Genomic DNA, 25,522 nt, shown 5'->3' on the forward strand with positions numbered 1-25,522 from the left:
TTACACAGCCTCCCTTACACCAATAACTCTTGTTTGATTGCCCTGTTGATCAGCTTTCTCGTTCGAGACTTCATGAAGGGCTTTAATCAAAAGGCCTTTTGCAACCTCTATTCTATAACCAGCAGAGGCACGCATGTCAGAGAGAGGGGTAAAATCTTGTTCCAACGCCTTGGCAGCTTTCTCCCATGTTTGGGATGCATTCAAATCAATGCCAACGAGTACCTTTTCTGTGTGTTCTGCACGTTTGGGGATGCCAGCCATACCGCCATAAGCGATGCGGGCTTGTGTAACTTTTCCATTATCAATGGTCAGCCGGAAAGCAGCCAACAGGGCAGAGATATCCTGATCAAAGCGTTTGCTTATTTTGTAGCTACGAAAGATTTCATTTTTAGCTAACTTTGGTACGCGGATTTTACTGACAAATTCACCTGCTTTTCGATCCTGTTTTCCATAGTCGATGAAGAAGTCTTCGAGATCCATTTCTCTGGAATGTACTCCTTTTTGCAAGGACAGCTTTGCATTCAGGGCGATAAGTAAAGGTGGGCTATCCCCGATGGGCGACCCGTTGGCAATGTTGCCACCAATGGTGCCAGATGCGCGAACCTGTGTTGATCCGATCCTGCGGATAATCTCGGCAACATCTGGATCGATGGTGGCAAGTATTTCCTTTGCATCGGCATAAGTGACACCAGCACCAATGATAATTTCATCGTTGCTGTGGTCAATTTTTTGTAATTCTGTAACGCGTCCGATATGAATGACCTTGGGAAGATCTCTTAGTTGTTTCGTGATCCAGAGACCCACATCGGTTGCGCCAGCTACTATCACTGCATCTGGATGCTTTTCGTAGAGAGAAGCAAGTGCTTCTGTTGATGCCGGTGCAGCAAAGAACTTTGCTTCATTCCCAATAAACAGATCTTCTTTATCATCCAGATCATTGAGTTTGCTTGTTCTTGTCTGAGCGTCTTGACTAAAGCGATCTTCTGCTTTTCCTGTACAGCTTTCCAATGCGGCATCAATAATTGGACGATAGCCCGTGCAACGACAGAGGTTTCCGGCGAGCTGATCGTTGATTGTGTTTCTGTCTGCTTTGGTTTCTGCGTGGTAAAGTGTAAAGAGCGACATCACAATGCCCGGTGTACAGAACCCGCATTGAGAACCGTGGTGGCGCAACATGGCATCTTGAACCGGGTGGAGTTCCTGAGATCCTTTGGCCTGAGAATTTTTAGAGAGGTCATCAACCGTAATGACCTCTTTCCCGTCCATCATGCCCAGTAGTTGAATGCAGCTGTTAACAGCTTGGTATTCCAGTTTCCCATCTTTAAGCGAACCAATAGCCACACTACAGGCCCCGCAATCACCTTCACCGCATCCTTCTTTCGTGCCGCATGATCTCTCTCTCAATCGCAAATAATCAAGCAAGGTTTCATTGGGATCGACATTATCAAGTTCGACCAGTTCACCGTCGCGAAGGAATTTAACACTTTGCCGCATTATCTTTTAGCTCCCGCGATAGGTTGAATAGCCATAAGGCGAAAGAAGAAGGGGGACATGGTAATGGGCTTCTTTATCAGCAATCCCGAAACGGATCGGAATGATATCAAGGAATAAAGGGTCCGGGAGATCATGGTTTTGTGATTTGAGGTAATCACCAGCCATAAATTTTAGTTCGTACTGGCCGATTGCAAATTCTGTGTCGTCTAACAGAGGGCTGTTTGCACGACCATCCTCGTTGGTTTGAACGTGTTTTACAAAATTACAGTTCTCACCCTCGTGCTTCCAAAGCTCAATGGTCAAGTCTTTGGCTGGTGTACCGCGGGCGGTATCCAATACATGTGTTGTCAGTCGCCCCATGCGACTTTACTCCCCAGAATGATATGTAAAGTCATGATATACAAAGTACAGTATATAACTTTATGTGAATATCGCGTTTCGCCCCAGTAACAATGTTAATCAGTAACAATGTTAACGAGTACTGCTAACGCTTTTTATTATTGATAAACAGTATGACAGTATTTTTGTGATCTAAAAAGAACAATGTTTAGATACCTGAGGTCTAAAAAAAGCATCATTTGATCGGATGTCGTTCTAAATAATCAACCGCAAATTTTTCAAACATCTGTGTCGCCGGGGATGGGGTTCTGCTCGACTGCCTGATGAGCATCAGGCGATCCTTGGGCAGGTTCGTATCTGTGAGGGGTAGGAATGTAAGAGCACCGGATTTGAGGTGATGTTCAATTCCCACACGGGTTTGAAAGGTGATACAACGTCCTTCCTGTGCCATGGCTGCCATTACTCTTAATGAGTTTGCTTCCAGAATTGGTTTCTTTTTTTTATGATTTGGGCTGTTGATACTCTCCGTTGCTGCATCAAGGGCTAGACGAAGGCTGAGTCCCTGAGCAGGATAAGCATAGGGGTATTCAAAGCAATCGGCGAGGCTGACATGTTGTTGTTTGCTTAGGGGATGGTCTGAAGACGCTATGGCACCAACTTCGATACTTTTTTCAAAACCAATTTCAAGGCCATCAAGGGTGGAAGGGTTATAAGTGAAACCTAAGTCCGCGTCGCGAGAATGCACCATTTCTGTAACCGCATCGGCGACAGTAACGGTCAGAAAAGTTTCTATGGATGGGTACCGTTCTGAAAAGTCAGCCAGTATTTTGGGGAGTAGATTAACGGAAACAGATTCAGCCGTTGCAATTCTGACGCGCCCCCGTTGCAGCCCGCGCAGTTCGTCAATGACGCCAAGTGCGTCTTCATAATCCCGCAATGATACTCTTGTTTGATTGAGAAGAACCTGTCCGGCTTCGGTGAGAACCATTGCCCGACCCGTTCTTTCAAAAAGCGGCATTCCGAGTGCTTCTTCCAGCATCAATATCTGTCTATTGACTGCAGATGAAGCAATGTTGAGTTCTCTCGCTGCTGCACGGATAGAGCCGGCTTCAGCTGTGGCAGCGAAGTAACGAAAGGCCGTAGAGACAAAAGCGTTATCTATGCGCATGAAACGATCCGACAGTTTTCATTATGAAATTTCATTCTTTGATGGTTCTTATTGTGATCATCTTATCTTAGGCTATAAGAAAAGATGATCTTTTCAAACTGATTGTCTGATATTGCCCACTAAATGTTTGGAGGCTCTTTATAAAATGAAGGAAATAGTCATTGAAAATTGAGCGTGCTCATACATTGTATTCTCCCGCCTTGCGGTATTTTGTGGCGGTTGCGGAATATGGTTCCATTCGTGAAGCAGCACGGCAGCTAAACATAGCCTCGTCAGCGGTGAACAGGCAAATTCTCAGCCTTGAAGAAGAGTTTGGTGTTCAGGTTTTTGAACGTGTCGGCCGAGGATTGCGTATTTCAGAAGCTGGAGAGCTATTGCTTCAGCATGCACGAACTGTCTTGTCTGACTTTGAAGCTGTGAATGAGCAACTAGATGATTTGAGAGGGATTAAGCAAGGTATTGTCAGGATTGCATCGGTTGAATCAGTCGCGGATGCTGTCTTGCCGGATTTGACGCAGAGTTTTCATGAAAGTTATCCCGGCATTACCTTGGAAGTCACGATAACGAGTTCGGAAAAAGTAAGCCGCATGATTTCTTCGGCGGCGGCGCATATTGGTTTTACTTTTAATCCCCCTGATCATGATACTCTGCGTGACATGGTGAGTTGGGAACTTAAGGTCGGGGCTGTTGTCGCGCCCAAACATCCTCTTGCCAAAAAGGATAAGTGCACGTTTCAAGATTGTTTGAAATACCCTTTGGCTTTGCCGGCCGGAAACCTTTCTTTGGCACGGATTATTGATGTGCCACTGAGTAAGTTAAAATCAAAACCGAAATCTTTTATCAAAGCTAATTCACTGCGATTTATGCGCTCCATGGCACGAAAATCTGATTACGTAACCTTTCAAACAGTGCTTGGGATTGAAGCAGAAAGAAAAGCAGGTTTATTGGCGCATATCGAACTCACTGATAAAGATATTCCCTGTGACCGATTAGTGGTTTTAACCAACTCTACGCGTCAACTTTCCCTTGCGCCTTCTATCTTTGCCAAACATGCAGAGAAAGCATTACGCGACTATATTTCATTTAATTGATCTCGTAATAGCATCAATGTGATCTAAAAAGACTTCTTTTGCGTTCATACATACTGCGACATACTGCCTCACATAATAATGAAAAAGCTCTTCAGGGTGAGGTAATATGGGATATTTAACAACGCATGTACTGGATACAGCATCTGGCATCGCGGCTTCGGGATTACGTATAAAGCTTTTCCGAGTTGGCGAAACGGTCCCATTGAAGGATGTAATTACCAATGAAGATGGGCGTGTTGATGGTCCCATACTTGGAGAAAACGAATTCTCCAAAGGTAGTTATGAACTCCACTTTCATGCTGGTGACTATCTGACAAGTAAAGGTTTGGATCTTCCTGATCCGGCTTTTCTTGATGTGATTGTCATCCGTTTCGGTATTGCTGAAGCAGACCAGCATTATCACGTTCCCCTGTTGCTATCGCCTTATGGCTATTCAACCTATCGCGGGAGTTAGCTTAAAGGCCGACTTTTACGATAGTCACCGGGGTGTTGCTTTTACTGTTTAAAATATCAAAGCGTTACATCCCATAAAAAAAGCCGGGATAAAATAGTTGGCTAACTTAATTTTTGCTCAAGGCGTGAATAGAGAAGTGTAGATAACCTACACGAACGATGAGAAAGAGTTAAGTTAAACGGCTATAAAAATAATATCCGGCTGGTTTAACCAACAGGGGGAAACCTTGATATGACTGAAGTAACCCATTCTAAAGGCAGTGAGGGATCCGTAGATGCGGGGACCCTGAAAGACCCGGATTATTGTCCGCCTTTAAAAGAAGCTGTACCACTTGGCTTGCAACATGTTCTGGCAATGTTTGCTGGTAACGTTACTGTGCCGATTATTATTGCTGGTGTTGCCGGATTATCCGGTGGTGATAAAATATTTCTCATCCAGACGGCAATGTTTGTGGCTGGAATTGCGACGCTTATGCAAACCATTGGTATCGGTCCTATTGGCGCGCGCCTTCCGATTGTTCAGGGCACAAGTTTCGCCTTTATCCCGATTATGATTCCTATTGTGAAAACCGCAGGGCTCGGAGCGCTTTTTGCCTCAGCTGCTATTGGCGGTGTGTTTCACTTTTTTCTTGGGATTTTTATTGGCCGCATTCGCGGTATTTTACCGCCGTTGGTGACCGGTATCGTGGTGCTTTCAATCGGTTTGGCCCTCATTCCCGTAGGTATTAAATACGCCGCGGGCGGTGCAGGTAAGGTGCCTGATTTTGGGGCTTGGCATCATATCTTTCTTGCGACACTGGTTATTGTAGTGACGCTGAGCGTGAAGTTTATGACCAAGGGTTTTCTCTCAGCTTCGGCCGTTCTTATCGGTTTGATCGTTGGGTATCTTGTCGCTATTCCGATGGGACTGGTTGATTTTGGTCGTGTTGCTTCTGCGGGTTGGTTCTCTGTTCCTTCGTTGCTGCAATATGGGTTTGAAATCAATACGGCGGCAGTTCTGGGAATGCTGTTGGTTTCTGTGGTCAGTGCCATTGAAACCGTCGGTGACATTTCCGGGATCACAACAGGTGGCGCAGGTCGGGAAGCAACAGATAAAGAGCTTGCTGGCGGAACAATGGCTGACGGCTTGGGAACTGCTGTCGGGGCGCTTTTCGGGGCAATGCCGAACACATCCTATAGTCAAAACGTCGGTTTGGTTGCTTTAACGGGTGTCATGAGCCGGCATGTGGTAACATGTGGGGCAATTTTTCTGATTGTCGCAGGTCTGTTTCCAAAAATTGGTGCCGTGATTTCGGTGATGCCGAATGCTGTTCTTGGTGGTGCTTCTATTATTATGTTCGGCATGATTGCCGGGGCAGGACTCAAGCTATTGTCTATGACGGCTTTATCTCGTCGTGACATGGTGATTATTGCGGTTTCTTTGGGGATTGGTTTGGGGCTTAAATCTGTACCTGAAGCTGTGGCTGCAATGCCTGCTACGGCTAAAATACTGTTAACATCCGGTTTGGTTCCTGCTGCGTTCCTGGCAATCATTCTGAACTTGATTATTCCAAAAGACGCTTCTGACGAAGCATAGAGCACTGGACGAATAGAACGATATGAAAACTCTGTTGATCAAAAATGCGCGGGTTCTTGTGACGATGGACGAGAACCACAGAGAGTTAAAAGACGGTGCTCTCTTCGCAGTGGATGGTGTTATTAAAGCTGTGGGTCCTGCTGACGAACTACCCCACGAAGCTGACACTGTTCTTGATTTGAGTGGTCATATCGTTCTTCCCGGACTGGTGAATACGCACCATCATCTTTATCAATCCCTGACCAGAACATTTGCGCAGGATGAGCCGCTTTTCCCTTGGTTACAGTCTCTCTATCCTGTCTGGTCGCATTTGACGCCAGAGGCCATCAAGGTGTCGGCTCAAGTGGGCATTGCGGAACTTTTGTTATCCGGTTGCACGACGACCAGCGATCATCTCTATCTTTTCCCCAATGGCAGCCGTCTGGATGATTCTATCGAGGGAGCAATGGAAATGGGTATCCGTTTCCATGCGACACGTGGATCGATGTCTGTCGGGGAAAGTGACGGTGGCTTACCGCCCGATAGCCTCGTAGAAAATGAAATCGCAATCTTAAAAGACAGTCAGCGTCTTATTGAAACATACCACGATGCGTCTGAAGGGTCGCGTCTTCGTATCGCGTTGGCCCCTTGTTCACCGTTTTCTGTTTCTCAGGATTTGATGCGGGAATCAGCAGTGCTTGCCCGTTCCATGGGTGTTGGGCTTCACACACATTTGGCTGAAAATGTCGAAGATATTGCCTTCAGTAAGGAAAAGTTTGGTCTGACGCCCGGTGAATATGCACAGGAATTAGGATGGATTGGCGATGACGTCTGGCATGCACATTGTGTGCAGTTGAACCCGGATGAGATCTCTCTGTTCGCCCAAAGCGGAACAGGTGTTGCCCATTGCCCTTGCTCGAACATGCGCTTGGGGTCTGGCATTGCTCCTGTTCGGGAAATGTATGACGCCGGGGTGAAAGTCGGCCTTGGTGTCGATGGATCTGCATCAAACGACAGCGGACACCTTTTGGCCGAGGCAAGACAGGCAATGCTGTTGCAACGTGTTAAACACGGTGCGCGCGGCATGAAAATTCGCGAAGCAATTGAAGTTGCGACAGTTGGTGGCGCGCGTGTCCTTAACCGGAACGATGTCGGTATTCTGGCTCCGGGGTATCAGGCTGATTTTGCAGCTTTCAAGTTAGATCCGCTTTATCATTCCGGTGCTGAACTGGACCCGGTCGCTGGCTTGATGCTCTGCACGCCTGCAAATGCAAACTATACGGTTGTTGGCGGTGAGTTACTCGTCAACGAGGGTAAAATCACCCGACTTGATATGCAGCCTCTTTTACAAAAACACAGAAATATTGCCGTCGATCTTGCGAATAAAGCGCACTAGAACGCGCAATAGATTACGTACTAACGAATGATACACACGCGGTATCTCGCGTGAAAATACGATCAGGAAGGATGAACACTCATGGAATCATTTGCAGCAGATTGGCTGAACCTGCTTTTTCGCTGGGCTCACTTGATCGCAGGTGTTGGCTGGATCGGTACATCCTTTTATTTCATTGGCTTGGATCTCTCTCTTCGCAAGCGTGAAGGCTTGGACAAGGATGTTTATGGATCTGCGTGGCAGGTGCACGGCGGTGGCTTTTATAATGTCGAAAAATACCTCGTTGCGCCCAAAAAATTGCCGGATGACCTGGTATGGTTCAAATGGGAAGCCTATCTGACATGGGTGACTGGCTTTGCCCTTTTGGTCGTTCAATACTATTACAATGCTTCGGCTTATCTGATTGACCCGAATGTCATGGCATTGGAACCGTGGCAGGCGATTTCAATTTCGGTTGCCAGCCTGATCGGCGGTTGGTTGATCTATGATGGCATTTGTCGTTCTCCCCTCGGGAAAAATACAGGCGTCTTGGCTATTTGCCTCTTCGTCCTGATTATGGCGGCGAGCATTCTCTTTAGTTATGTTTTCTCTGGTCGCGGGGCGTTAATTCATGTTGGTGCCTTTGTCGGTACGATCATGGCGGTGAATGTATTCGGAATTATCATTCCCAATCAAAAGAAAGTTGCCGCAGCCTTGATGCGCGGGGAAGAACCCGAAGCCCGTTTTGGTATCATGGGCAAACAGCGATCTGTGCATAATAACTACCTTACACTGCCAGTGCTGTTAATGATGGTTAGTAATCACTATCCAATGCTGACGGGGCATCCGCACAGCTGGTTACTGGTTGCCCTTATCCTGATTATCGGCGGCGCTGTCCGCCATCTGCTCAATCGCCACGAGGCCGGGGATACTTTCAAACAGTTTGCCTGGACCTTGCCTGTTGCAGGTGTCGGGGTGATCATTGCCATGATTATGACTGCACCAGTAGAGCGGGATTATGGAAGTGACAAGGTTGCTGATACAATTGCGCTTGGGTTGATGGAAAAACACTGCACCAGTTGCCATGCGGCTCAACCAACCAGTGACATGGTTGATGAGGCACCTCAGGGTATCGAGCTTGAAACCGTTGCTGATATGAAACGCTATCTTGATCGCATAAAGGCACAGTCTGTGGACAGCGATGCCATGCCGCTGGGGAATGAGACAGGCATGACAGAGGCTGAACGTACCACACTTGGGGCCTGGATTGCTCAAAACAAAGAGTGAAAGCTGGACATCTAGATGTATGAGAACGTTAAATGACAAATAGCTATTCACTGGAAACCGTCAATGCTATGCCATACCAAGACTTTGTTGAAGCTTTTGGTGATATTGCCGAGCATTCTCCCTGGGTTGCGGAGGGGGCGGGTCGCCACCGTCCTTTCCAAAGCCGGGACGAAATGATCACCTGTTTTGCCGAGGTTATGCAAGCAGTTAATGAAGAAACGCAATTGGCGTTAATCCGTGCACATCCCGATCTGGCCGGGAAAGCTGCTTTATCGGGGGAGCTTACGGAAGATTCCAAAAATGAGCAGGCAGGTGTTGGGCTTGACCAATTAAGCCAGGATGAATTCAAACGCTTTACTGATTTAAACAAACGGTACCTTGATCGATTTGGTTTTCCTTTCATATTTGCGGTGAAAGGGGCAACCAAGTTTATGATACTGGATGCTTTTGTTGAGCGTCTGGAAAATGATCAGGCCAAAGAGTTTGAAACCGCCTTGCAACAGATTGCGCGTATTATACGCTTTCGGCTAGAGGACAGAGTAGGATGAGCAGTTCTGATTATTCCCCTAACGACGATCTAAAGAACTATCCCAGAGATCTCGTTGGCTATGGTAACGACAGACCAACTGTTATTTGGCCGGGTAAAGCACGCGTGGCGGTGCAGTTTGTCCTTAATTACGAAGAGGGTGGTGAAAACTGTGTGTTACATGGTGATCCTGCGTCGGAAACTTTTCTGTCCGAAATTATCGGGGCGGCTGCTTTTGAGGGCGCGCGACATATGTCCATGGAATCAATCTATGAATATGGTTCCCGTGCCGGTGTGTGGCGTATTCTAAAACTGTTCAGGGAACGCAATATTCCAATCACGCTCTTTGCTGTTGCTATGGCCATGGAACGCCACCCAGCGGTAATTGAAGCGGCGATGAAAGATGGCCATGAAATCTGTAGCCATGGCTATCGCTGGATCAACTATCATGGTATGTCGCGCGAAGAAGAGCGCGAACATATGCAAAAGGCGATTGAGATTCAAAAGAGCATTACGGGCGAGCGTCCGTTGGGCTGGTACACGGGACGAACATCTGAAAACACCCGTGAGTTGGTCGCAGAAGAGGGTGGTTTTATCTACGATGCCGATGATTATTCTGATGATCTGCCTTTCTGGTCGCGGGTGGTAGATAAGCCGCATCTGGTGGTTCCCTATACACTGGATAGTAATGATATGCGTTTTGCCTCTGCACAGGGTTTCAATACCGGGGATCACTTTTTCACCTACCTCAAAGATGCTTTTGACACGCTTTACGAAGAGGGGGCGGAAGAACCCAAAATGATGTCGGTTGGATTGCATTGTCGTTTGATCGGACGTCCGGGGCGATTTGCCGGGCTGAAGAAGTTTGTCGATTACATTCAATCACACGATCATGTCTGGTGCGCGCGCCGTATTGATATCGCCAACCACTGGATTAAAAATCATCCCGTTACGGGATCTTGATAATGTCCCTAATGGGATATGAGGAATAGAAATAAATGAGTAATTCTGAACTGGAAAAATACGCCGCTAAATATGTAAACCTTGCCTCGCCAAAATTTGGCACACAGGTGGTTTCAGCAACGGATGAATTCTTTGCGGCCAAAGAACGCATGATTGCTGATAGTGACGCGGTGTTTATTGAAGGAAAATTTGATGACCACGGCAAGTGGATGGATGGGTGGGAAAGCCGCCGCCGCCGGGGTGGAGGACATGATCATTGTCTGATCCGGTTAGGGGCCAAAGGCACCATCCGTGGGGTTGATATTGATACGTCTCACTTTACGGGAAATTACCCGCCGGCCGCTTCAATCGAAGCTTGTGTCTCTATCGATGAGCCTGATGAAAACACCGAGTGGGTTGAAATTGTTCCCGCGACATCGCTGGGGGCCTCTGCGCATCATTTTGTAAAGGTCGAAGACGAAACGCCTTATAACTGGTTGCGGTTGCATATTTATCCCGATGGCGGCGTTGCTCGGTTACGTGTTTATGGTGAACCTTTTTGTGATTGGGATGGTCGCGATGCCACAGGCATTCATGAACTCTCTGCTCTGATCAATGGTGGCCGTGTTGTGGGCTATAACGACGCGCACTATGGCAATGTCTGGTCATTGTTAACCGCCGGACGCGGCGTTGATATGGAAGATGGCTGGGAAACTCGTCGTCGTCGTGAACCCGGTAATGACTGGATCGTCGTTGCTTTGGGGCACGCGGGTACAGTTGACAAAATTGAAGTGGATACCGCGCACTTCAAGGGGAACTTCCCTGATAGTTGTTCGATCTGTGCTGCACACGTCAGTGAAGGTACAGATGCGTCCATCATCACGCAGTCCATGTTCTGGGATGAACTGTTACCGCAACAAAAGCTACAGGCCGATAACATTCACATCTTTGATAGCGAACACTTTAGCGTTTCAAAGCCGATTACCCATGTCCGCCTGAATATCTTCCCGGACGGCGGGATTTCCCGATTACGTATTTTCGGCAGATTGGCTAAGTAACAGCGTGGATAATTGAATGACTTTGGATCTGATAGAGATTCGTCCTGAACCCTTGACCAAAGGAGCCTTTGCGCCCTTTGGTCAGGTTATCAAAGCGGATCATGACAAGAGCTACCTGATTAACGAGGGAACCACTCGTCGTTTTCATGATCTGGCACAGGCCGATGTTAGTGATGAAGAGGGTGAAGCTATCCTCTCCATCTTTCGCGGAACGCCAAGGCCTTTGCCGATAACCATTGCCATGATGGAACGTCATCCTTTGGGATCACAGGCCTTTGTCCCCATGCAGCCTGCATTATGGTTGATCGTGGTGTGCGAGGACGAGGTGCCAACGCCTGCGGGTTGTCGTGCCTTTATTGCTTCGGGGAGCCAAGGTGTTCAATACGCGAAGAATGTCTGGCATCATCCCTTGTTGGTGTTGGAACCGACACAGGATTTCCTGATCGTAGATCGTAAAGGTCCGGCAGATGAGGGCGCTGCCAATCTGGAAGAACACTGGTTCGAGGGAACAGGAGCTATTCTGAAAATTCCTTAATAGCCTCTTTGTAAAGTTACAATATGATGGGTTTAGTAGAACTAGTTGCTCACCATTTTTAATCATTAGACTGGAATAGATAACAATGACTGATCGCATTAAGGTCGGCGCGCTGCAAATTGATAAAACGTTACATAACTTTGTAAATAACGACGCCCTGCCAGGAACAGGTGTTAACCCTGATGATTTCTGGGCAGGCATGAATGATCTTCTGCTGGATCTTATGCCGGAAAATGCAAAGTTGCTTGCCCGGCGAACAGAGCTGCAAAGCCAGCTGAATGACTGGCACCGAACCCACCCCGGTCCCATTACAGACCATGCGACTTATAAATCCTTTCTGGAGAAAATCGGCTATTTGGTGCCTGAGGGCGCAGACTTCAGCATTGAAACGTCTGATGTGGACGAGGAAATAACCTCTGTCGCCGGACCACAGCTTGTGGTGCCTGTGATGAATGCCCGTTATGCCCTCAATGCAGCCAATGCGCGTTGGGGCAGCCTTTACGATGCGCTCTATGGTACTGATGCAATCCCGGAAACGGATGGGGCAGAAAAGCAAGCTGGGTTTAACCCTGTTCGGGGGCAAAAGGTTATTGATTGGGCCAAGGATTTTCTGGATCAGGCCGCGCCATTGAACGGTGGCTCTCACAAAGATGTTGTGTGTTATCAGGTTGACGACGACACGTTGGTTGCGACGCTGGAAAACGGTCAACGAGCTAACCTTTCTGAGACGGCTGAATACAGAGGCTATAGCGGTGATCTCAATAACGCCTTTGGTCTTTTGATCCGTCATAATGGGCTGCATCTGGAAATCTCTGTTGACCGTAATCATCCCATCGGTAAGACCGATCCGGCGGGTGTTGCCGACGTTATTGTCGAGGCCGCGCTTTCAACCATTATGGACTGCGAAGATTCTGTCGCTGCGGTTGATGCCGAGGAAAAGGTAGCCGTCTATCGTAACTGGCTTGGCTTGATGCGCGGCGACCTGTCCACGGATCTGCAAAAGGGTGGCAAGACCATTACCCGTCGGTTGAAAGATGATCGAATTTATCAAACAGATACGGGTGAAAGCCTGACCTTGCAGGGGCGGAGCCTGATGCTGGTCCGCAATGTCGGTCATCTTATGACCAATCCGGCAATTCTGGTGGGGGATGACGCCCGTGAAGTTCCCGAAGGTCTGATGGATGCGATGATCACGGCGGTGATTGCCAAACATGATCTGCTCAAATCTTCTCCTCAGACAGTATCCGGGACTGATGCGGCCATACGGAATAGCCGGACAGGCTCTGTTTATATCGTAAAGCCGAAAATGCACGGGCCTGACGAAGTGGCTTTTGCTGACAAGATCTTCACAAGGGTCGAAGATCTTTTGGGGTTGAAACGTCATACCCTTAAAATAGGTATTATGGATGAAGAACGCCGAACCACGTTGAATTTAAAAGAAGCAATCCGCGCCGCAAAACACCGAGTTTTCTTTATCAACACTGGCTTCCTTGATCGCACAGGCGATGAGATCCACACAGCCATGGAAGCAGGCCCCATGATCCGCAAAGGCGATATGAAAAACGCCACGTGGATCAAGGCTTATGAAGACTGGAATGTGGATATCGGCCTTGCCTGTGGCCTCAGTGGCCGCGCGCAAATTGGCAAAGGTATGTGGGCCATGCCGGATCTGATGGCCAATATGCTGGACCAAAAGTCCGGCCACCCGCAAGCGGGCGCGAATACTGCTTGGGTGCCTTCGCCCACAGCAGCAACGCTACACGCAACCCACTATCACGCGATCAATGTCTTTGACCGTCAAAAAGAACTGGCGGAAAGAGAACGTGCATCCCTGAACGATTTGATCTCTGTCCCCGTTGCCAGAGACACCAATTGGTCACCGGACGATGTGCAACACGAACTGGATAATAACGCCCAGGGCATCCTCGGATATGTTGTTCGCTGGGTCGATCACGGCGTCGGCTGTTCCAAAGTTCCTGACATCAACAACGTCGGCCTGATGGAAGACCGCGCAACCCTGCGCATTTCCTCCCAACACATCGCCAACTGGCTCCATCACGGCATCTGCACCGAAGCCCAAGTCATGGAAACCATGAAACGCATGGCAAGCGTCGTCGACGGGCAGAATGCAGATGACCCGGCCTACAAGCCAATGGCTGATGATTTCTCAAGCTCCATATCTTTTCAAGCCGCCTGTGATCTGGTCTTGAAAGGCGCTGTGCAACCATCCGGCTATACCGAACCCATTCTCCACACTAAACGGTTGGAGTTTAAAAACTAAATATTTTAAAATACACCTATTAGTGGAATGATGATTGAGCGAGTGATAAGTATTTCACTCGTTTTTTTTATGTTTAGTTTTAAAATATTAGAGCGGTGAATAATATGGAAGATAATTCATGGATTGAAGTGTTAACAGCTATTGGTAGTGTTGCTACGCCAATTTTAGTGCTGTTTCTTTCATCCATTGGCTGGAAAGCAAAAAAAGATATAGAGCGGAAAGTTGAATTAGAAAATAAATTAAGGGATGATCGTATTGATATTTATAATCAAATTTTAGACCCTTTCATAATTTTACTTATGCCTGAAACAGCTTGGCGATCAGATAAGAAGAATAAAGGGAAAAATAAAGAAGAAATTGCGACAAATAATATGCTGTCTCTAGAGTATAGACGTTATGGTTTTAAGTTAGCATTAATGGCTAATGATGCTGTGGTTCTATCATATAATAACTTGATGCAGCATATATATAATATTCAGGAAAACGAAGAGACAGATTTTGTTCCTTTGTTAAAACTTCTTGGGGAATTTTTAGTTGAAATACGAAAAAGTATGGGTAATGAATCAACAAAACTTAATCATTGGGATATGTGCGAATGGTGGATGTCTGATGCTAGGAAAATTAAAAATGGTCAGCTTTAACTTATCCGACGTGATTGCCCAATAGAAACCATTGTTTAATCTTAAACATACTTCCGCACTGCCCGACCACTCACGCGTGTGAATAGCTCATAGGCAGATGTTCCGGCCATAGCAGCGGCGTTTTCGACGGGGCTGTGGTTACCGAATATTTCGACCATGGAGCCGATTGTGCGGGCTTCTTTGGGAACGGCTGTCAGATCAATGGTGATCATGTCCATGGACACGCGGCCCAGAATTGGCGCTTTGTAGCCGTTGATGCTGACTTGGTGGCCTTCTTTGCTATCGGGTTTGAACAGCGCGCGCATGACGCCATCCGCATAGCCGCAGAGGATCACGCCGATGGTGCTGTCCCGGTCCAGTTCCGTTGCGCCATAGCCCACGGCTTCACCTGCTTTGAGATCTTTGACCTGTGCCAAGGGCGCGGCAAAGGTCGCGACGGGTTTGAGGCGCGATCCCTGATTTTCGTAATAGTGCGGGTCATGCCCATAGAGGCCAATGCCGGGACGCACGAGATCAAAGTGATAGTCCGGGCCAAGGAAGATCCCGGCGGTGTTGGCAAGGCTGGCTGGCGTGTCCGGGAATTCGGCACGAATGCATTTGAATGCTTCCAGCTGTTGTGCGTTATGGATTGATTGCTGTTCATCCGCGCTGGAGAGGTGGCTCATGACCAGCTTGAGATCTAGTTTGTTGAGCCGGGATCTGTTGCCCAGAAGGTGCTCAAGATCCTGCGGCGATAGTCCGAGGCGATTAATCCCGGTTTCGAAATGTAGCGCGGCAGGGGCTGTCGTGTCGTTGGCTGCAATCCAGAGGTCAATGCCGTCGAGATCATAGAGGCACGGGATCAGGTGATGTTCTCGCAGTAACGCGGCATCAAAATTGAGATAGGGGGACAACACATATATTGTCGCCTTGGGGAACAGGGCGCGGAGCTTTACCCCTTCGCCGACCAGCGCAACAAAGAAGGTGTTGCAGTTTTCGTCCCAAAGCGCTTCGGCCACACGTTCAAACCCCATACCATAGGAATTGGCCTTGAGAACCCCGGCACAGGTGCTACCGCTCGGCTGTGCAACATCGCGCAGAGTTCTAAAGTTTGATACCACAGCCCCGAGATCAACGGTTAACTGTGGGCTGGTGCCTGAAAATGGATGGGGACCCTTGGTCATACTGCTGGCCTTGTTTGGGAGTAATCTTCCCACTTAACTTATCCTCGTCGTTGGTTCATCGTTCATGTAGAGGTCTCTACACTTCACTCTTTGCGTCTGGAGGAAAAGCGAATTGAGAAGATTATAAGGGCTGCCGTATTTAAGAGCAGCCCCTATAATTTAACACTGGTTTATCAGACTTAACTTGCGAGGGCTTGCTCGATATAGAACTTACGCAACCGTTTGGTCAGGGCACCGGGGGTGCCATCTCCAATTTTTTCACCGTCGAGGGAAACGACAGCTGTGACAAAGGTGGTGGCAGAGGTTACAAAGGCCTCGGCAGCATTGCGCACTTCATCCAGTGTAAAGGGGCGTTCTTCCACTTCCATATCGGCTTCGTTGGCAAGGGCCAGAACGGCACGACGGGTAATGCCGTGCAGAATTTCATTCCCGAGATGACGGGTAATGATCTTGCCTTCCTTGGTGATGATATAGGCGTTGTTGGAGCTGCCTTCGGTCACAAAGCCATCTTCGTGCATCCATGCATCGTCTGCCCCCGCCACAACGGCGGCTTGCTTGGCAAGGGCCGGAGCCAGAAGACCAACGGTTTTGATATCCCGACGTTGCCATCTGATATCTTCGACAGAGATCACGGCAAGGCCGCGTTCAGCAGTGGGGCTGTTTAGCAGGTTCTTCTCCTGTGTGAACATCACCAATGAAGGTGTTGCGTCCTTGGGAAAGCCAAATTCACGATCTGCGGCACCACGGGTGATTTGCAGATAGAGACCACCTTCTTTTAGGCCATTTTGCTTGATCAACTCGTTTTGAATGGTCACGATTTCATCCATGGAAACCGGGCTGGCCATCTGCAGCTCATCCAGTGAACGCTGAAGGCGGATAAGATGTGCCTGATTGTCGATCAGGCGACCTTCCAACACAGTTGAAACTTCATAAACACCATCGGCAAAAAGAAATCCGCGATCAAAGACGGAAATCTTGGCATCTTCTTCGGGCAGGTAAGACCCGTTTACATAAACTGTTCTGCTCATATTTTTTGTTCCTAAAACTTTTTAAGGGCAGCCTTATAGGCTTTAATCCCAGAGGGCCTTAACCCCAGAGTGCTTTTTCAGGCGGGGCAATTTCAACACCGGTGAAAACCAGACCGGGTTCACAATCTTCTGCCAACAGCAACGGTGCATCAAGATCAACAACCTTGCTGCCCTGGGCAACGACCATTGCCGGAGCCATGGCAAGGGAAGACCCCAGCATGCAGCCCGTCATGATCTCAAAACCCAGCTTTTCGGCTTCGAGTTTCATGGCAAGGGCTTCGGTCAGGCCACCGGTTTTATCCAGCTTGATGTTGATCATGTCGTACTTGCCAACAAGCTTGGGCAAAGATGCACGGTCGTGACAGGATTCATCGGCGCAAATTGTAATCGGACGATTCAGTTCCTTGAGCAGATCATCATCATCCGCAGGGAAGGGCTGTTCGATCATTTCAACGCCCAACTTAACCAGTTCAGGCACGATTGCTTCGTATACGTCTCTGGTCCAGGCTTCGTTGGCATCAACTACGATACGGGCAGATGGATGGCCCTTGCGCACAGCGGCAACACGGGCCAGATCACCTTCGCCGCCCAGTTTGAGCTTTAGAAGGGGTTTGTCCTGATTGTCTTTGGCGTCTTGTTCCATGGTTTCCGGATCAGACAGGGATAGGGTATAAACCGTGGTCGCTGGTTCCATAGGAATACCAGCGATTTCCCACGCTCGTTTGCCTGTCTTCTTGGCTTCCAGATCCCAAAGCGCAGCATCAACGGCAAAGCGCCCGGCACCTGCGGGCATTGCTGATTGTAGCTCTGCCCGTGTCATGCCGCCTTCAAGGGCTGGTAGGATTTCATTGATCTGTGCTGTGACAGATTCCACGGACTCACCATAGCGAGGGTAGGGAACGCATTCGCCCTGTGCTCTTATGCCGTCTTCTTCGATATAAACGTTGAGAACGACAGCTTCGGTCTTGGACCCGCGGGAAATAGTAAAAGACCCGCGGATCGGCCAAGGTGTAGAAGAAATTGTTACCTTGCGGCTCATGACAGGTTATCCACGATGGCGGCAACGCCAGTGCGGACGGGGTCAACAGTCGGCAGGCCGAACTCTTCTTCTGTTTTTGCTAGATAGGCTTTGGCTTCCTCGTCGCTCAGCTTTGACGTGTTAATCGCAATACCAACAAACTTCGCATTTTTGTTGGTCAGCTTTGCCGCAGCCAGATTTGCTTCCATACATTCTTTGATTGATGGCAGGCCAAAGTCGGGCAGGCCGCGCATGTGTGTGCGTGTCGGTTCGTGGCAAAGCACAAGTGCGTCCGGCTGTGACCCATGGATCAGGCCGAGTGTCACGCCAGCAAAGGACGCGTGGAACAAAGAACCCTGACCTTCGATAATATCCCAGTGATCGTCATCATTGGCTGGTGCGTGTGTTTCAACTGAACCGGAGATAAAATCAGCAGCCACTGCATCAACGGAAACACCGTCACCTGTGATCAGAATGCCTGTCTGGCCTGTGGCGCGGAAATCAGCCTTAACGCCACGGGCGCGCAGTTCTTTTTCAATGGCGAGTGTGGAATACATTTTACCGCAAGAACAATCTGTTCCCACGGCTAGCAAGCGCTTGCCTGAACGTTTTGTTCCTGCTGCGACTGGATAGCTGCGCGAAGGGTGACGTACGTCATGAATTTCGCGACCTAGGCGTTTTGCGGCTTCTGCGAGTTCAGGAACATCTGCGAGTTTGTTGTGAAGACCTGCAGCCAGATCTAGGCCCGCTTCCATCGCTTCGATCAAGGCCTTTACCCAAGTTGCATCAATAACACCGCCGCGGTTGGCAACACCGACAACCATGCTTTTAGCACCGTTGGCAATTGCTTCGGCAGGCGTCATGTCGGTTAGCCCCAGATCAGCGTTACAGCCATCAAGACGAAGTTGTCCGACACAGTTTTCCGGACGCCAGTCTTTAATGCCCTGGGCGACTTTTGCAGCAAGGGGATCAGCAGCATTGCCGAGAAAGAGAAGATAAGGTGTTTTAATGCTCATACTTGTTACTCCCTCAATGCATCATTTTTGATGCAAGGTTTTGTTCTTGTGCCCGCGGTTATGACCTTGAGCGGTTGCTGGAAGCTACTCTTTTGCGATTGTTCTGAATATCCCCAAGCATCTGGATCGTAATCCCTCATCTGGATCAACAATCCTAACCTTGGACGAGAATTCATTCAAAGACAGAATAGACTTCTTTTTCGAACCTTCAACCAATGTATTACGGCAGACGTCGTATTGGATAACGACTGTCATAACAGTTTGTATTACTGGAATCGGTCAATTTTGCGAATATTATGACAAAATTTAACTCGAAATGTTTCCTAAATTTTAGTACATGTCATTTTAATTTTGGAATATAATTTTAATAATGATTTAAAATGCAGGAAAATATTCGATGGACAAGATTGATGCGAAAATTCTTACAGCTATACAGAAGGATTGTAGAATACCAATCGCCACCTTGGCGGATAAGATTGGGCTTTCCCCTTCTGCGTGTCATCGTCGGGTAAAAATTCTGGAATCTGGGGGGCAGATTGCGGGGTATGTCGCGAGGCTCGATCCCAAGGCCTTGGGTTATTCTATAGAGATCTTTATGGAAATAACGCTGACATCCCAAAGTGAAGAGGCTTTTGATAAATTTGAGACAGCCGTAAAGGCAACACCTGAAATATCGGAATGTTATTTTATGGCAGGGCAGGCGGATTATCTCTTGAGGATTGTCGCCAAGAATGTTGCCGACTATGAACGTATACACAGATCGGCCTTGTCCCGGTTACCGGGGGTGGCACATATGCAATCCAACTTTACCTTGCGTACCGTACGTCCATGGCGAGGATATCCGGTTGGCGAGAACCTGTAATTCTCCGGCATAGTTTTGTGCTCTTACTTTCTTGCGTTATTTGTGGGTGCTTTGAATGTAATAAAATACGCCTAAATAGCTGAATATATGACGGTTAATTATAAGTTTTTGATATGTTGTATAATAAAAAATTTATCAAATGATAAAAAAAATTGACTAGCGCGGTTATTTCACCTTAGAATTATATCAAACAGGGATAGATACCACCCCAAAAGAGGGCGGATCTAACGTCAAAAGTATAATAATTATATATACGTCAGGGAGATTTTGGATGAGTACCAACGCCGGTAGTCGGCCCGATATCCAGTCTAGCCGTCTTGAAGATGAAGACTACAGCAAGAACTTTAGCGATATCCATCCGCCACTCAATAAACACGAAGCGTTCGTCGAAGCGGACCGCTGTTATTTTTGTTATGATGCACCGTGTACAGTCGCGTGTCCAACATCGATCGATATTCCGATGTTCATTCGCCAGATTGCAGCAGATAACCCCAAAGGATCTGCCAAGACGATTTTTGAACAGAATATCCTGGGCGGTATGTGCGCCCGGGTTTGTCCTACCGAAACGTTGTGCGAGCAAGCTTGTGTTCGTGAAGAAGCCGAAGGCAAGCCTGTAAAGATTGGCCTCTTACAACGTTTTGCGACGGATCATCTTCTTGAAGATGGTGATAAAGTCTTCACGCGGGCTGCACTTACAGGCAAGCGTGTTGCTGTGGTTGGTGCCGGTCCGGCGGGACTTTCCTGTGCACACCGTTTAGCGATGCATGGACATGACGTCGTAGTTTACGATGCCCGTGAAAAGGCTGGAGGCCTGAACGAATACGGTATTGCTGCTTATAAATCTGTTAATGATTTTGCGCAAAAGGAAGTTGAATTCCTGCTCTCTATTGGCGGGATAACAATTGAGAACGGTAACCGACTTGGCGAAACGATTTCACTGGCTGACCTGAGACAGAATTTTGATGCTGTTTTCCTGGGTATGGGGCTTGCCGGTATTAATGCACTACGTGCTGAAGGTGAAGATCTTGACGGTGTTGTGGATGCCGTTTCCTATATTGCTGACCTTCGACAGGCAAAGGATCTGTCGAAAATTTCCGTTGGCCGAAAAGTTGTTGTTATTGGTGGCGGGATGACTGCCATTGATGCCGCTGTTCAAACCAAACTGCTTGGCGCTGAAGAAGTGACAATTCTTTATCGTCGCGGCAAGGAGCAGATGAATGCCAGTGAATACGAACAGGAACTGGCGCAGACCAATGGTGTTACGATCCGTCACTGGATTAAGCCGAATAAATTGATCGGTGAAAATGGCAAGGTTGTGGCTATTGAATGTGAATATACAGAAAGCAAAAATGGTTCGTTGTCTGGCACAGGGGAAACACTGACCCTGAATGCGGATATGGTGTTCAAGGCAATCGGTCAGAACTTTGTCGCGGCCCCCTTGAACGGATCTGCCGAAGCAATTGAACTGGATAGTGGTCGTATTAAGGTGGATGAAAATCGCCGAACAAGCCTGGGTGATGTCTGGGCCGGAGGGGATTGTATTGCAGGTGGTGAAGATCTCACCGTCGCAGCAGTAGAAGACGGAAAGGTTGCTGCAGAAGCAATCAATGACGTGCTGAGCGCTTAACATAGTCGCTCGCTACTGCTTATCCCTTTGGGAATATTGATGATGGATTTTTGGATATTCCCGCTCTTACGACACTCCTTATTTAAGGAACAAGATTATGGCTGATATTAGTTGCAATTTCCTGGGTATTAAATCTCCGAACCCCTATTGGTTGGCGTCTGCGCCACCGACAGATAAAGAATATAACGTCGTGCGGGCTTTTGAAGCTGGCTGGGGCGGCGTGGTCTGGAAGACTTTGGGGGAAGGTGACCCGGTCGTGAATGTAAACGGTCCTCGTTATGGGGCTATCCATGGTCCGGATCGCCGTTTGCTGGGCTTGAACAATATCGAGTTGATTACAGATCGCTCGTTGGAAACCAATCTTGAAGAAATTACCCGGGTAAAAAAGAACTGGCCCGATCGAGCATTGATCGTCTCTTTGATGGTTCCCTGCGAGGAACAGAGCTGGATTGACATTCTAAAGCGTGTTGAAGAAACAGGGTGCGATGGCGTTGAGTTGAATTTTGGCTGTCCGCACGGCATGTCAGAGCGCGGCATGGGGGCCGCTGTCGGTCAGGTGCCTGAATATGTCGAGATGGTGACGCGGTGGTGTAAAACTCATTCTGACCTTCCGGTTATCGTTAAATTAACACCAAATATATCAGATATACGCCAATCTGCCCGGGCGGCTCATCGCGGTGGTGCTGATGCTGTTTCTCTTATCAATACCATTAACTCTATTGTATCTGTTGACCTTGATGCTATGGCACCTAATCCAACTGTTGATGGCAAAGGAACTCACGGTGGTTATTGTGGACCTGCTGTGAAACCCATCGCTTTGAGCATGGTTTCCGAGATTGCGCGTGATCCTGAAACTCATGGTCTGCCAATCTCGGGTATTGGTGGCGTCACAACTTGGAAAGATGCCGCCGAGTTTATGGCGCTGGGATCTGGTTCTGTTCAGGTATGTACGGCTGCAATGACCTATGGCTTTAAAATCATCGAAGAATTGAATGCAGGCCTGTCCAATTGGATGGATGAGCAGGGTTATGACAAGCTTGATGATTTTGTCGGCCGTGCCGTGCCGAATGTGACGGATTGGCAGTACTTGAACCTGAACTATATTGCCAAAGCTAAAATTGATCAGGATGCTTGTATTAAATGTGGTCGTTGTCATATTGCCTGTGAAGATACATCGCACCAGGCGATTACCTCTATGGTTGATGGTGTTCGTAAGTTCGAAGTGATTGATGATGAGTGCGTTGGGTGTAATCTCTGTGTTAGTGTTTGCCCTGTGGAAGGCTGTATTACCATGGAACAAATGACAGAAGGCAGTGATCCGCGGACAAACAAGCCAATTGATCATGATTATGCAAATTGGACCACTCATCCAAATAATCCTTCAGCGGTAAAAGCTGCAGAATAGATCTGGTAATTTTTATCTGACGCGTTATCTTCTGTGTGCTTGGCTTTCTCGAGCTTAGAAATAATTATCGAGCCATTAAAGGAAGATAGCGTGTCAGTCAGATCTAATTCAGAAGCTTCAACGCTATCCCAAAACTCAGATAATCGGACTTCAAATAACCGAACAGCGCATGGTGCCATGTTGCTGTTCATTTTTTTTGTCAGCACCTCTTTTCCTGTCGGATCTGCTATAACACATGCGCTTGATCCAAGCGCCCTGACATTCCTGCGCTTTGTTATTGCCGTTGGTGCCTTTGGCGTACTGTTGTTTGTGAAAAGACAATGGCAATGGCCGGGGCCGCTCTTGCTTCTCAAATATTTCTGGCTTGGTTTTCTACTGGTTGTGTTTTTTATCACCATGTTCGAAGGTCTTCGCTGGGGCGGCCCGGTTAATCTTGGGGCGGTTTTCACGCTTATTCCAATGATGACAGCTGTTATTGCCTTCTTTTTACTGGGGCAAAAAACGTCAATTCGTTTGTGGGTTGGATTGATTATCGCGGCTCTTGGGGCAATCTGGATTGTTTTTGGTGGCAGTATCGAAAATTTGCTCAATTTTTCTCTTGGCAAAGGCGAGCTTATTTTTCTGATTGGTTGCTTTAGTTATAGTGCCTATTCACCATTTGTCCGTAAATATCACGGCGGTGAAAACCTGTTAGTACTGACATTCTGGACTCTTATTGCCGGGATGATATTGCTGGGTATCTATGGCTTTGAGGACATTCGGACAAGTCCTTGGCTTCAACTTGATTGGTCCATTTATGCTGCGATTGTCTATCTGGCGTTATGTAATACGGCCTTATCTTTTTATTTGCTGAAGTTTGCAAGTTTTCGACTGCCGGCAGCCAAGGTCATGGCCTATACCTTCCTGACCCCGGCAATTGTTCTTATTATTCAAAGTGTCGTATCTGGTTCAATGCCCGATGCTAAACTAATCATTGGTGCTATAATCACGGCTTCTGCAATGGTATTTTTGCAGCGCAGTAGTAATTAATCCCCGAAATGAGAATGTAGACGATTGATTTGGCAAGTAATACCAGAGCTAATAGTAAAACCCTGAAGGGGTTTATCTTGGTTTGATGCCGTCGAAAAAGACAGTGCTGATTGTATTGCCAGCCTTTTCAAAGTAATCCGGTTGATCAACTTCATCACCCAATATTGCGCGCATCTGGATTTTAAAATCTGCATAGTGCTGTGTCGTCGCCCAGATCATAAAAATAAGATGATAGGGATCAACTTTGGTAAGTTTCCCGGATTTGACCCAATGATGAATGACGGCGGCTTTTTCATCAACCAAATCCTTTAGAGATCCTTTAAGGACATGTTCAATCATAGGGGCGCCGTGAAGGATCTCGTTGGCAAAAAGTCGTGATGCCGTCGGGTCATTTTGAGACATCTGTAACTTAAGACTTGTATATTTGCCAATCTCCCTGATGGGATCGCCGTCTGGATCAAGCTCTGTTAACGGGGTGAGCCATTCATCCAATGTGCGTTCCAAAACGGAAATATAGATATCTTCTTTGCGACGGAAATAATAGAGAAGGTTCGGCTTTGACATCTCTGCTTTTTGGGCAATTTGATCAATGGTCGTGCCCCGAAAGCCGAAGGTGGCAAAGATATCCAACGCAGCTTCCAGGATTTTGGCTTCGTTCTTTGCCTGTATACGGGTACGCTTTTTTGTCTGACCGGCTCTTGGGTTCATAACCACTTACTTCTTCTTTTAAATGTTAAATCATCGGACAATACTAATTTACCGTGCCCCGATACCCTTGAGGATGATCTCTATAGCATTGTCTTTTGCTGTTTGGTATTGCTTATCACTCAAAGGTGTTCCCCCGTTCAGGGTTTCGATTTGGTGGTTAAAATCAGCATAGTGCTGTGTTGTTGACCAAATCATATAGAGCAAATAGTGGGGATCAACCGGGTTGATACGACCTTGATCTATCCAGCGCTGAATGATTGATACGCGTGATTCCGTCCAGTCTTTTAGTGTGGTTTCCAGATAGTCCTGAATAACTGGCGCGCGGCGGATAATTTCATTGGCCCATACCTTTGACCCCATAGGGTTTTCCCGGGAAATATCCATCTTCTTTTCGATGTAGCGGGTCAGGGCTTCGACAGGATCATCACAATCATCAAATGAATCCGCGGCCTGAAGCCAGATGTTGAAAATGTTATCAACAACCTGGCGATAGAGGGCTTGTTTTGTTGGAAAATAATAGTGCAGATTGGCTTTGGGGATTTTTGCCCGTTCAGCAATCATGCTTGTGGTTGCTCCCCGAAAACCATACTCGGCAAAAACACTTTCTGCGGCCTTGAGAATTATCTTTTCTTTTTCCTGCCGAATACTCGCCTTAGAGTTTGATTTTATTGCTCTTTCCACTTTTGTCATTTTGTTTCCTGCCGTGTTGCCCAAGCGGGATCCGACATGTGTTTTTAGTGTTGACCAAATGGTCAGGATTTAGTAGCGTTAATTTGACCAAATGGTCAGGATTTTAAGAAATATTCTCTTAAATATTGACCATAAAGTAAATAATTACAAAGGCAGGTTAAACAACTGCCAAAATAAAAACAAGGCCGGGGACATAAGACACCGGTAGTACAGGGAGTATAGGTACATGCA

Annotated in this window: 24 protein-coding genes; 15 read left to right on the forward strand and 9 right to left on the reverse strand. The window is 47.6% G+C overall.

From position 1 onward, the window contains the following. From xdhA to WH96_RS18890, 3 genes are all read right to left on the reverse strand, one after another. On the reverse strand, positions 1-1,494 hold the full coding sequence (gene xdhA, locus WH96_RS18880) for a xanthine dehydrogenase small subunit (protein ID WP_047765787.1): 1,494 nt from the start codon (positions 1,492-1,494) through the stop codon (positions 1-3). A 6-nt stretch (positions 1,495-1,500) separates the two neighbouring features. Further along, the gene (gene uraH / locus WH96_RS18885) at positions 1,501-1,854 is read right to left on the reverse strand and encodes a hydroxyisourate hydrolase (RefSeq protein ID WP_047765788.1); all 354 of its coding nucleotides are present in this window, start codon (positions 1,852-1,854) and stop codon (positions 1,501-1,503) included. A 214-nt stretch (positions 1,855-2,068) separates the two neighbouring features. Next, positions 2,069-3,001 (reverse strand): LysR family transcriptional regulator, encoded by a 933-nt coding sequence (locus WH96_RS18890; protein ID WP_047765789.1) that lies wholly within the window; start codon positions 2,999-3,001, stop codon positions 2,069-2,071. A 161-nt stretch (positions 3,002-3,162) separates the two neighbouring features. On the opposite strand from WH96_RS18890, the gene WH96_RS18895 reads away from it, so the two are divergent. The 11 genes from WH96_RS18895 to WH96_RS18945 all read left to right on the forward strand — a co-directional run bounded on the left by WH96_RS18895 (position 3,163) and on the right by WH96_RS18945 (position 14,745). After that, positions 3,163-4,092, forward strand: a complete 930-nt coding sequence (locus WH96_RS18895) for a LysR family transcriptional regulator (RefSeq protein ID WP_204248252.1) — start codon at positions 3,163-3,165, stop codon at positions 4,090-4,092. A gap of 106 nt (positions 4,093-4,198) precedes the next feature. Further along, a complete protein-coding gene (gene uraH, locus WH96_RS18900; protein ID WP_047765790.1) occupies positions 4,199-4,546 on the forward strand; it encodes a hydroxyisourate hydrolase in 348 nt (115 codons plus the stop codon). A 231-nt stretch (positions 4,547-4,777) separates the two neighbouring features. Further along, on the forward strand, positions 4,778-6,121 hold the full coding sequence (locus WH96_RS18905) for a uracil-xanthine permease family protein (protein WP_047765791.1): 1,344 nt from the start codon (positions 4,778-4,780) through the stop codon (positions 6,119-6,121). Positions 6,122-6,143: 22 nt separating this feature from the next. After that, the gene (locus WH96_RS18910) at positions 6,144-7,496 is read left to right on the forward strand and encodes an 8-oxoguanine deaminase (RefSeq protein ID WP_047765792.1); all 1,353 of its coding nucleotides are present in this window, start codon (positions 6,144-6,146) and stop codon (positions 7,494-7,496) included. A gap of 81 nt (positions 7,497-7,577) precedes the next feature. Continuing rightward, positions 7,578-8,762, forward strand: a complete 1,185-nt coding sequence (locus WH96_RS18915; RefSeq protein ID WP_047765793.1) for a urate hydroxylase PuuD — start codon at positions 7,578-7,580, stop codon at positions 8,760-8,762. A gap of 32 nt (positions 8,763-8,794) precedes the next feature. Beyond that, complete coding sequence (gene uraD / locus WH96_RS18920) at positions 8,795-9,310, forward strand: 2-oxo-4-hydroxy-4-carboxy-5-ureidoimidazoline decarboxylase (RefSeq protein ID WP_047765794.1); 516 nt, start codon at positions 8,795-8,797, stop codon at positions 9,308-9,310. Then, entirely contained in the window at positions 9,307-10,251 is a 945-nt protein-coding gene (gene puuE, locus WH96_RS18925) for an allantoinase PuuE (RefSeq protein ID WP_047765795.1), read from the forward strand. Before uraD ends, puuE begins: the two co-directional genes overlap by 4 nt. A gap of 35 nt (positions 10,252-10,286) precedes the next feature. Continuing rightward, positions 10,287-11,288: an allantoicase gene (gene alc / locus WH96_RS18930; protein WP_047765796.1), complete on the forward strand. Its 1,002-nt coding sequence runs from the start codon at positions 10,287-10,289 to the stop codon at positions 11,286-11,288. 16 nt (positions 11,289-11,304) lie between these two features. Then, on the forward strand, positions 11,305-11,823 hold the full coding sequence (locus tag WH96_RS18935) for an ureidoglycolate lyase (protein ID WP_047765797.1): 519 nt from the start codon (positions 11,305-11,307) through the stop codon (positions 11,821-11,823). 85 nt (positions 11,824-11,908) lie between these two features. Then, positions 11,909-14,104, forward strand: coding sequence for a malate synthase G (locus tag WH96_RS18940; protein ID WP_047765798.1), 2,196 nt, complete (start codon positions 11,909-11,911; stop codon positions 14,102-14,104). 104 nt (positions 14,105-14,208) lie between these two features. Beyond that, positions 14,209-14,745, forward strand: a complete 537-nt coding sequence (locus WH96_RS18945; RefSeq protein ID WP_047765799.1) for a hypothetical protein — start codon at positions 14,209-14,211, stop codon at positions 14,743-14,745. A gap of 41 nt (positions 14,746-14,786) precedes the next feature. On the opposite strand, the gene alr is transcribed toward WH96_RS18945, so the two are convergent. The 4 genes from alr to dgcN all read right to left on the reverse strand — a co-directional run bounded on the left by alr (position 14,787) and on the right by dgcN (position 18,970). Then, positions 14,787-15,908 (reverse strand): alanine racemase, encoded by a 1,122-nt coding sequence (gene alr, locus WH96_RS18950; protein WP_047765800.1) that lies wholly within the window; start codon positions 15,906-15,908, stop codon positions 14,787-14,789. Between the two features lie 179 nt (positions 15,909-16,087). Then, positions 16,088-16,936 (reverse strand): D-amino-acid transaminase, encoded by an 849-nt coding sequence (locus tag WH96_RS18955; RefSeq protein ID WP_047765801.1) that lies wholly within the window; start codon positions 16,934-16,936, stop codon positions 16,088-16,090. A gap of 58 nt (positions 16,937-16,994) precedes the next feature. Then, complete coding sequence (gene dgcA / locus WH96_RS18960; RefSeq protein WP_047765802.1) at positions 16,995-17,975, reverse strand: N-acetyl-D-Glu racemase DgcA; 981 nt, start codon at positions 17,973-17,975, stop codon at positions 16,995-16,997. Next, positions 17,972-18,970 carry an N-acetyltransferase DgcN gene (dgcN, locus tag WH96_RS18965; RefSeq protein WP_047765803.1) on the reverse strand — a complete coding sequence of 333 codons (999 nt, stop codon included), beginning with the start codon at positions 18,968-18,970 and terminating at the stop codon, positions 17,972-17,974. The genes dgcA and dgcN overlap by 4 nt, the downstream gene beginning before the upstream one ends. Positions 18,971-19,367: 397 nt before the next feature. On the opposite strand from dgcN, the gene WH96_RS18970 reads away from it, so the two are divergent. The 4 genes from WH96_RS18970 to WH96_RS18990 all read left to right on the forward strand — a co-directional run bounded on the left by WH96_RS18970 (position 19,368) and on the right by WH96_RS18990 (position 23,893). Next, positions 19,368-19,832 (forward strand): Lrp/AsnC family transcriptional regulator, encoded by a 465-nt coding sequence (locus tag WH96_RS18970; protein WP_047765804.1) that lies wholly within the window; start codon positions 19,368-19,370, stop codon positions 19,830-19,832. A gap of 271 nt (positions 19,833-20,103) precedes the next feature. Then, positions 20,104-21,459, forward strand: a complete 1,356-nt coding sequence (locus WH96_RS18975) for an NAD(P)-dependent oxidoreductase (RefSeq protein WP_047765805.1) — start codon at positions 20,104-20,106, stop codon at positions 21,457-21,459. A 97-nt stretch (positions 21,460-21,556) separates the two neighbouring features. Then, the gene (gene preA / locus WH96_RS18980) at positions 21,557-22,864 is read left to right on the forward strand and encodes an NAD-dependent dihydropyrimidine dehydrogenase subunit PreA (RefSeq protein ID WP_047765806.1); all 1,308 of its coding nucleotides are present in this window, start codon (positions 21,557-21,559) and stop codon (positions 22,862-22,864) included. A gap of 90 nt (positions 22,865-22,954) precedes the next feature. Then, the gene (locus WH96_RS18990; protein ID WP_156176863.1) at positions 22,955-23,893 is read left to right on the forward strand and encodes a DMT family transporter; all 939 of its coding nucleotides are present in this window, start codon (positions 22,955-22,957) and stop codon (positions 23,891-23,893) included. Positions 23,894-23,965: 72 nt separating this feature from the next. Here the strand turns inward: WH96_RS18990 and WH96_RS18995 are convergent, their stop codons facing one another. Both WH96_RS18995 and WH96_RS19000 read right to left on the reverse strand, forming a co-directional pair. Beyond that, positions 23,966-24,601, reverse strand: a complete 636-nt coding sequence (locus tag WH96_RS18995) for a TetR family transcriptional regulator C-terminal domain-containing protein (RefSeq protein WP_047765809.1) — start codon at positions 24,599-24,601, stop codon at positions 23,966-23,968. Positions 24,602-24,649: 48 nt separating this feature from the next. After that, the gene (locus WH96_RS19000; protein ID WP_156176864.1) at positions 24,650-25,291 is read right to left on the reverse strand and encodes a TetR/AcrR family transcriptional regulator; all 642 of its coding nucleotides are present in this window, start codon (positions 25,289-25,291) and stop codon (positions 24,650-24,652) included. Positions 25,292-25,522 lie beyond the last annotated feature (231 nt).

It is taken from the genome of Kiloniella spongiae (assembly GCF_001026905.1).
Lineage (GTDB): Bacteria > Pseudomonadota > Alphaproteobacteria > Kiloniellales > Kiloniellaceae > Kiloniella > Kiloniella spongiae.